Annotated in this window: 5 protein-coding genes; all 5 read left to right on the top strand. The window is 61.0% G+C overall.

The window, feature by feature from the left end:
• Positions 1-186, top strand: a 186-nt coding sequence (locus RSA25_RS14705; RefSeq protein WP_332809600.1) for a hypothetical protein, incomplete at its 5' end; no start/stop codon positions are given.
• Between the two features lie 72 nt (positions 187-258).
• A complete protein-coding gene (locus tag RSA25_RS14700) occupies positions 259-2190 on the top strand; it encodes a hypothetical protein (protein ID WP_332809599.1) in 1932 nt (643 codons plus the stop codon).
• Positions 2191-3759: 1569 nt separating this feature from the next.
• Entirely contained in the window at positions 3760-5019 is a 1260-nt protein-coding gene (gene coaBC, locus RSA25_RS14695; RefSeq protein WP_332809598.1) for a bifunctional phosphopantothenoylcysteine decarboxylase/phosphopantothenate--cysteine ligase CoaBC, read from the top strand.
• Positions 5016-5489, top strand: a complete 474-nt coding sequence (dut, locus tag RSA25_RS14690) for a dUTP diphosphatase (protein WP_332809597.1) — start codon at positions 5016-5018, stop codon at positions 5487-5489. Before coaBC ends, dut begins: the two co-directional genes overlap by 4 nt.
• Positions 5490-5503: 14 nt before the next feature.
• Complete coding sequence (locus RSA25_RS14685) at positions 5504-7843, top strand: phosphomannomutase/phosphoglucomutase (protein ID WP_332809596.1); 2340 nt, start codon at positions 5504-5506, stop codon at positions 7841-7843.
• Positions 7844-8529: the final 686 nt, after the last annotated feature.

Below are 8529 nucleotides of genomic sequence, written 5' to 3'. Positions count from 1 at the left end.
GCAGTACGCACTAAACGGCTGACGACTGTCTACAAAACCCTGGGCGATTCAGTCCCGCCAATGGCTATCATCGTAACTGCGGACGAGATGAGCTTGGTCGCAAGGACGGCCTGTCCGATCCCGTCGCTTCAACTGTATGATCTGGCTAGGCTGGAATACATCAACGGCTGCGGGGGCGATTTCTAGATCGCAAATACTTAGATTTCGATGGAATAGAATTTTATGCAGTTGGATGCTAACGCTAGAGCCAGGAGCCATATGGACAGCGCAACCACACTTTCAAGCTTGGCAATGCTAAAAGTTAGTATTGATGGCGGTGGGGATTATCTTGAGTATCTGCGGCCATATGTTATCCATGTGCTTTCGCAATTCAAACCAGAGGTTGTATCAGATGCCACGGTTGCCAAGCAGCTAAGGGAAATATGTGGCTTAGAGATCCCTCGCAGAACCGTCCAGATTGTTTTGAAGCGAATAGCAAGAGATGGGATAATTAAAAAAAAGGATAGTGTTTACACAATAGAGCGAACATTGCCAGAGTCGAATTTTATCGAAGAAAAGGCTGACGCGCAGCGGCATATTGATTTTGTCGTTAATGAGCTAATTAAGCACGCAAAAGAGGCATCCGAACGCATCGTTTCACATAATGAAGCGACTGATGCCATCGTTTCATTTCTCTCGTATTTCTCAGTTCCCTGCCTGAAGTCTTTTTTACGAGGAACAGCCTTGCCTGACTTCGGTGGAAATGGCGACTGGAAGATCGTTTTGGTAGGTCAATTTGTTGGTGAGATCGCCAATAAGCCACAGATGCTCGAGTCATTCATGAGATTCGTCCAAGGGCACATGTTGGCGAATGCACTGCTTTGTCCAGACCTTCAGGTCCTAAAAAGTACCTACGATGATGTCGTATTTTACTTGGACACGCCGCTTCTTATTCGATTGCTTGGTCTCGAAGGTCAGGAGGAGAAGCAGGCAATCGATGAAATACTCCGGCTGGTGGTTCAACTCGGTGCGCGAGTCAGATATTTCAGTCATACGCTGGATGAGCTCATCAATTCAATCAAGGTTTCATCTGATTACATTGACAATCCTAAAGGACGGGGGTCGATTGTCGAAGAATCTAGGAGGACTGGAACTGGGAAGAGCGATCTGTTGCTAATCGCTGATCGCGCCGAAGATATTCTTGCCGGTCTGGGCGTGCTGTCCGAACAGCCGCCAAACTATTCAAAGGTTAACTTCCGTTTTGAGCTGGATGAGGGTGCCTTTGGTCAAATTCTTGACGACGAAGTTAATTATTATAATCCTAGGGCTAGGGATTATGACATTAGCTCAGTTCGTGCAATATATGTACTCAGGAGAGGGGCTGCTCCTCGCTCCCTTGAGAAGAGCAAGGCGGTGCTTGTTACCTGCAATACTTCATTCTCACTGGCGGCCTTTGAGTATGGCAAGGAGCATGAGCAGTCTCGGGAGGTCTCTACGGTTATAACTGACTTCAGTTTGGCAAACATCGCGTGGCTCAAGTCGCCGCATGGTGCGCCGTTGCTACCTCAGAAGGAGGTTCTGGCATTCGCTTATGCAGCCAGGCGTCCTACGGGAGATTTTTGGAGCAAGGTGTTGCTTCAGGCCGACAAGCTTGAAGCTTCCGGTGGTATATCCGCTCGTGACCACCAACTGCTTCGTAGTAGCCACAGTGTGCAGGCCGAGCTTATGCGCCTGACGCTCGGGGAAGATCATGAGCTTAATGCCGAATCCATTAGAAGGGTAATAGAAAGGGTTCATCAAGAGATTAGAGGTGAAAGTGCTACACAAATTATTGAGATAGAGCAGAGGCGGGCTGCAGTTGCCAGGGATCTTGACGTTGAGAGGGGGCGTAATCAAACGATAATTCGAAATATTGAAGATAGAGCGGAGCGTCGTGCACACTTCGAATCTGTTTGTATTTCGATCGGGGTCTGGTGCGCTCAGCTATTGGTTGCCCTTGTGGGATTTGTGAAGCTGGATGAGAGTCCGAACTTGGCGAGGTTGCTGATAGTTGCGGCGGGACTGTCGTCGTTGCTTCGTTTGGCAGGGGCTATTTGGGATATCAAGCCGGCCAAGATCAAGGCCGCCTACAAGACGCGTAGAAAGGCCTCAATCATCTCTTCAGAGCACTCGAAGTTAGGAATAAACGATGAATCTGCGTCCGTACCCTAGCCCATTCTTTGGTGCGAGTCGGTCGCGGCATTCTAGGACGAGCGCCACAAATAGTATTGTGGCGTTTGGTCTGTAGGCTCCTTTCTGCCTGCTTCGTATGTTCATTGGAGATGCTAAGGATCAGGCGTACTAACATGCGCCCCTGAATGCCAGAGGCTAGCCGCGCAGAGAGGCAAGCCTAGGGCGAATAGCCTCGCCAAGCTCCTGTATACCTTGGGAATTAGGGAGGTATGTTAAGTAGCGGATGTGTCGAAGGTCGAATGGTATGTCATCTGGACTCTGTGTTATCAGGATGACTTCGCGTCCGAATGCGTGTGCTAGGCCGATTTCGTAAAATACGTTTGGGTTTCGGCCGGTGCAGTCGCATATTACAACCGCGGCTCTGTCAATGAGCCCTACGACATCTTGAATGACAGCGTTGGCCTCCCATATGTCATCAGCTCTGAGGCACTCCATGCCAATGGAGGTGGCGATCTCTTGCAATTTTGTATACACAGCACTGAACTGTGGCGAAAACGGCATCATTGCAGCGCAGAGCGTGCGGTCGATGCGCTCTGGTGCTTGTACGGTAAACGCGGTCGGGATCCGGCGAGGAGGCCTTTGGTGTCTTGCGAGGAAGCGGAATAGGTCAAATTCGTGGACAGCCCAGTGCGTCCTAGTAAATACGGTAAGCCCTATTTGCAACCCGGAATTTGTCAGTAGCTCCCCGGCCACTGCTGGAAGGAGGGGGTCGTAATGATATTCTAACGAGACATTTTGACCCACGATCCTTGCTTGGCTAATGTATCCCACAGCGGCAGCCGGCATGACGCCTCTAGATTGTTCGCTAAGAAAGAGAGTTGGCAGCTTTATCAATTCGTGAAAGTTGGTAGTGTTCGGTGGGCCTTGTTGAAAGAGTGCGACGATTTGCGGGTCTGTGTATTCAAAAATTCGTGAGAGTGGAAACGTATCGGCGTGGTCGTTCCAGCCGCTCGATGAAAATATTGCGTTGTACATTTGACAGCCCCTATCTTATGGTTGACTGGACGTATATTTAGCTATCCCGCTCTAGTTTCTTTGTGAAGAATTAAAATATTCATTTTTTCATTCAATTTTCATTGCCAAGTTTAAAGCTTTTCATTTAGCGTAATGGGTGAAGCTACGCCCGGGTGCTTAGGCTATGCTTGTCAAGCAAGCCGAGCTGGTATGGTGTGGTTTCATGCTACTCCGACTAAAGCGCAGATTGGTCGGGTATTAAGCGATTATTTCCGTTGAGCATATTTTGGATCTCTTGGAGTTCGCGAGCGGCGGGCTCGGCTGGCTGGACGAAGACTTGAACGAAAATGGAGACTAGCCAGGACTTTCCTTTTGCGCATTGTCGTGAGACTTTGCATCCAATCTTCACACTTTCGCGAACGCTGGTTCAGCGTGCAAGCCAATATTGCTGTTCTCCAGTTGGCGTTCCACCGTCCATCAGTCGTCAGGGTCGCCCCCTCATAACCAAAAACACCCCCCTCATGCCCCTGAGGCATGAGCCCCGCACACCCCATCAGGTAAGCTAATCGCCTCGGTTCGACAGGAAATTCGCAGGTGGCTGACTCCCCCCAGGCTTCTCAGGCGTCCGCGCGCCCGCTGCACGGCCAGAAGCTGTTGCTCTGCGTAGGCGGTGGCATCGCCGCCTACAAGTCGCTGGAACTGGTCCGTCGCCTGCGCGACGCCGGGGCCCAGGTGCAGGTCGCCATGACCGCCGGGGCCCAGCAGTTCGTCACCCCGCTCAGCTTCCAGGCCCTGTCCGGCCAGCCCACCCGCACCACCCTGTGGGACAGCGCCGCCGAGCAGGCCATGGGCCATATCGAGCTGGCGCGCTGGGCCGACCGCGTCATCGTGGCCCCCGCCACCGCCGATCTGCTGGCCCGGCTGGCCCACGGCAACGCCGATGACCTGGTCACCACCCTGTGCCTGGCCACCACCGCGCCGCTCACCGTGTGCCCGGCCATGAACCACCGCATGTGGCAGCACCCGGCCACCCAGGCCAACATCGCCCTGCTGCGCCAGCGCGGCGCGCAGGTGATCGGGCCGGAAGACGGCCCGCTGGCCGAAGGCGAGTCCGGCCCGGGCCGGTTGACCGAACCCAATGCGATCGTCGCCGCGCTGGCCGCGCTGCAGGCCCCCGCCGGTGCTGACGCCGCGCCGGAGCCGCAGCTCCAGGGCCTGCGCGTGGTCATCAGTGCCGGCCCCACCTATGAAGACCTGGACCCGGTGCGCTACGTGGGCAACCGCAGCAGCGGCAAGATGGGCTACGCGCTGGCCGCCGCCGCCGTGCGCCAGGGCGCGCAGGTGGTGCTGGTCAGCGGCCCGGTGCAGCTGGCCACCCCGGCCGGGGTGCAGCGGGTGGATGTGCGCTCGGCCGCGCAGATGCGCGAGGCGGTGCTGGGCGCGTTGCCGGCCGACATCTATATAGGTGCGGCGGCGGTGTCCGACTACACCCCGCGCCAGGTGGCCCCGCAGAAACTCAAGAAGACCGCCGGCACCCAGACCCTCACCCTGGAGCTGGTGCGCACGCCGGACATCCTGGCCGAGGTGGCCGCGCAGACCAACGCGCTCAAGCTGGTGGTCGGTTTTGCCGCCGAAACCCACGATGTGGAGAAGTACGCGCGCGGCAAGCTCATCGACAAGCGGCTGGATCTGGTGATCGCCAATCAGGTGGGCATCACAAACGGCGGCTTCGAAAGCGATGAGAATGCAGCGACCGCTTACTGGCAGGGTGGCGAACAGGTGTTCCCCGGTACCTCCAAGGCGCTGCTGGCCGAACAACTGTTGTCCCTGATTGCCCAGAGGTTGCATGCATGAGTGTTGATTCCACCCTTCAGCCGTTGCAGGTCAAGCTGCTCGACCCGCGCTTCGGCGATACCTGGCCGCTGCCGGCCTATGCCACCGAGCACAGCGCCGGGCTGGACCTGCGCGCGGCGCTGGAAACCGAACTCACCCTGCAGCCGGGCGATACGGCGCTGATTCCCAGCGGCATCGCCATTCACATCGCCGACCCCAACCTGGCCGCCGTGGTGCTGCCGCGCTCGGGGCTGGGCCATCGCCACGGCATCGTGCTGGGCAATGGCACCGGGCTGATCGACGCCGATTACCAGGGCCCGCTGCTGATCAGCGCCTGGAACCGCGGCCGCGAGCCCTTCACGCTGCAGCCCGGCGACCGCATCGCGCAGCTGGTTGTGCTGCCAATCGCACGCGTGGGCCTGCAGGTAGTGGATACTTTCACCGACAGCGCCAGGGGAACGGGTGGATTCGGCCATACCGGGGTGTGCTGACAGGGGGAAGATCCATGAGCAAGGCGAAGGCGGAAGGACAACCGCGTCTGGCAAGCAAGCGCACCGGCCCGTTGCTGGTGGGCGCGCTGGTGCTGCTGGGCGGCTGGTTCGGCTGGAGCGCGGTGACCCAGTGGCGCCAGGCGTCGGTGGGCAGTGCGCTGGAGCAGTCGCGTGACCAGATCGTGTCCGGGGTGCAGGCCGCGCTGAGCGGGCAGGTGGCGCAGCTGGGCAAGCTGGTCAAGAGCGAGCGGGTGACTGCCGCGCTGGCCAGCGGCGATGCCGAGGCCGCCGCCGTGGCCGTGCGCGAAGGCTGGCCGGGCACCGAGGACGTGCAGGTGCTGGCCGCCACCCTGGATGACGCCTACGCCGACCCGAAAGCCTTCGGCTACTCGCGGCTGGCCCTGCTGGAAGCGGCCAACGCCGACAATGCCGTGGTGGCCCGGGTGGTCCGCGATGCCGGCGACCAGCGCCTGGGCCTGGCCGCACCGGTGCTGCTGGGCACCCAGGGGCCGGCGCTGATCTACGTGCGCCAGCCGCTGCTGCGCCTCACCGCCACCTTCGACCAGGTGCGCGTGCCCGAGGCCGGCTACCTGGCGCTGCGCCAGGGCAACCACAACGTGATCGAGCAGGGCGCGCGCTCGCTGGGCGACGGCGCCGAGGCGCTGGCCCGGCCGATCGGCAAGAGCGGGCTGCGCCTGGCCGCGGCCGTGCCGGATGTCGACGCCGGCCCGCTGGGGCTGTCGGCCATCCCGTGCGCGGTGGTGGCGGTGCTGCTGCTGGCGATCGCCGGCATGCTGCAGTTCGGCAAGGGCAAGGTGCCGCTGCCGCGCCGCCGCAGTGCCAACGCCGGCGACCTGGAAGATGGCCCCACCCTGAGCGAAAGCCTGGCGCAGTCGCCGCTGGCGGTGGCCCCGGCGCTGTCCGAAGGCGGTCCGCCGCCGGTCCCGGGCGTACCGGGGCAGGACGTGCCGGCGGGCATCTTCCGTGCGTATGACATCCGCGGCGTGGTCGGGCGCGAGCTCACCCCGGCGGTGGCCGCGCTGATCGGCCAGGCCATCGGCTCGGTGCTGCAGGTGCAGGGCCTGCGCGAGATCGTGGTGGGCCGCGATGGCCGCCTGTCCGGGCCGGAGCTGAGCGATGGGCTGATCGAAGGCCTGCGCCGCGCCGGCTGCGATGTGATCGATATCGGCCTGGCCCCCACGCCGGTGGTGTACTTCGCCAGCTATCACCTGCGCGCGGGCAGCTGCGTGGCGGTCACCGGCAGCCACAACCCGCCGGACTACAACGGCTTCAAGATCGTGGTGGGCGGGGAAACCCTCTCCGGCGATGCCATCACCGAGCTGTTCCAGCGCATCCGCGACGGGCACCTGCATGTGGCCACCGAGCCGGGCAGCCTGCAGCAGCGCGAGGTCAACGCCGATTACGTCCAGCGCATCGCCGATGACGTGCAGCTGGATCGCCCCCTCAAGGTGGTGGCCGATGCCGGCAACGGCGTGGCCGGCGAGCTGGCCCAGCCGCTGCTGGAGGCGATCGGGGCCGAGGTCATTCCGCTGTATTGCGATGTGGATGGCACCTTCCCCAACCACCACCCCGATCCCAGCGACCCGCACAACCTGGAAGACCTGATCCAGACCGTGAAGCGCTTCGACGCCGACCTGGGCCTGGCCTTCGACGGCGACGGCGACCGCCTGGGCGTGGTCACCCGCGAAGGCAGGATCATCTACGCCGACCGGTTGCTGATGCTGTTCGCCGCCGACGTGCTGATGCGCAACCCGGGCGCGCTGGTCATCTACGATGTGAAGTGCAGCGGCAAGCTGTCCGATTACGTGCTGCGCAACGGCGGCAGCCCGCTGATGTGGAAGACCGGCCACTCGCTGATGAAGGCGAAGATGCGCGAGACCGACGCCGAGCTGGCGGGTGAGATGAGCGGGCACTTCTTCTTCAAGGAGCGCTGGTTCGGCTTCGACGATGGCCTGTACGCGGCCGCGCGCCTGCTGGAGATCCTGGCCCAGCGCGAGGAGACGCCCTCGGAGGTGTTCGAGGAGCTGCCCGACAGCGTGTCCACCCCGGAGCTGAAGGTGCCGGTGGAATCGGGCACCCCGCATGCGCTGGTGTCCTTGTTCGTGGCCGCCGCGCAGGTGGAGGATTCACCGTTCGCCGGCGCGCGCCTGGCCACCCTGGACGGCCTGCGCGCCGATTTCCCCGATGGCTGGGGCCTGCTGCGCGCGTCCAACACCACCCCGGTGCTGGTGCTGCGCTTCGAGGGAGACGACGAGGCGGCGCTGGAGCGCATCAAGACCCTGTTCCGCGAGCAGCTGCAGCCGTTGCTGCCGGGCGTGGAGCTGGGCTTCTGACGGGCATGGGTACCGACCAACGGTCGGTACCTGCCTCGCATCACCGGGGAGGCACCACCGCCGGTCGTGGTGCATCCCAATCCCATGCCCGTTGCGATCCGCACACGGGCAGGCGATCCCTGCAGCACACCGACAATGCAACACGCTGGTAGGGTCGCATCCCAATCGACCGCCGTGAAACGGCCAACGCTCGATGGCGGCATGACCCCAAATCGAAATGCGCCTCTCCGCCGGGTGTTCATGCCACAACCGGATGCGGCATCCCAATCGACCGCCGTGAAACGGCCAACGTTCGATGGTGGCATGACCGCAGATCGAAATGCGTCTCTCCGTCGGGTGTTCATGCCACAACCGAACGCGGCAACCATATCGGCGGTCGATCGGGATGCGACCCTACCGGGGACACCGACAACGCAACACGCTGGTAGGGTCGCATCCCAATCGACCGCCGTGAAACGGCCAACGTTCGATGGCGGCATGACCCCAAATCGAAATGCGCCTCTCCGCCGGGTGTTCATGCCACAACCGGATGCGGCATCCCAATCGACCGCCGTGAAACGGCCAACGTTCGATGGTGGCATGACCGCAGATCGAAATGCGTCTCTCCGTCGGGTGTTCATGCCACAACCGAACGCGGCAACCATATCGGCGGTCGATCGGGATGCGACCCTACCGGGGACACCGAC

Origin of the sequence: Stenotrophomonas sp. (assembly GCF_036662295.1) — a bacterium.
Classification (GTDB): Bacteria; Pseudomonadota; Gammaproteobacteria; order Xanthomonadales; family Xanthomonadaceae; genus Stenotrophomonas.
This window is presented reverse-complemented; position numbering and strand designations above follow the sequence as displayed.

Coding starts and splice junctions, on each gene's coding strand:
- RSA25_RS14700 (WP_332809599.1), top strand. CDS start 259: ATGGACAGCGCAACCACACTTTCAAGCTTGGCAATGCTAAAAGTTAGT.
- dut (WP_332809597.1), top strand. CDS start 5,016: ATGAGTGTTGATTCCACCCTTCAGCCGTTGCAGGTCAAGCTGCTCGAC.
- RSA25_RS14685 (WP_332809596.1), top strand. CDS start 5,504: ATGAGCAAGGCGAAGGCGGAAGGACAACCGCGTCTGGCAAGCAAGCGC.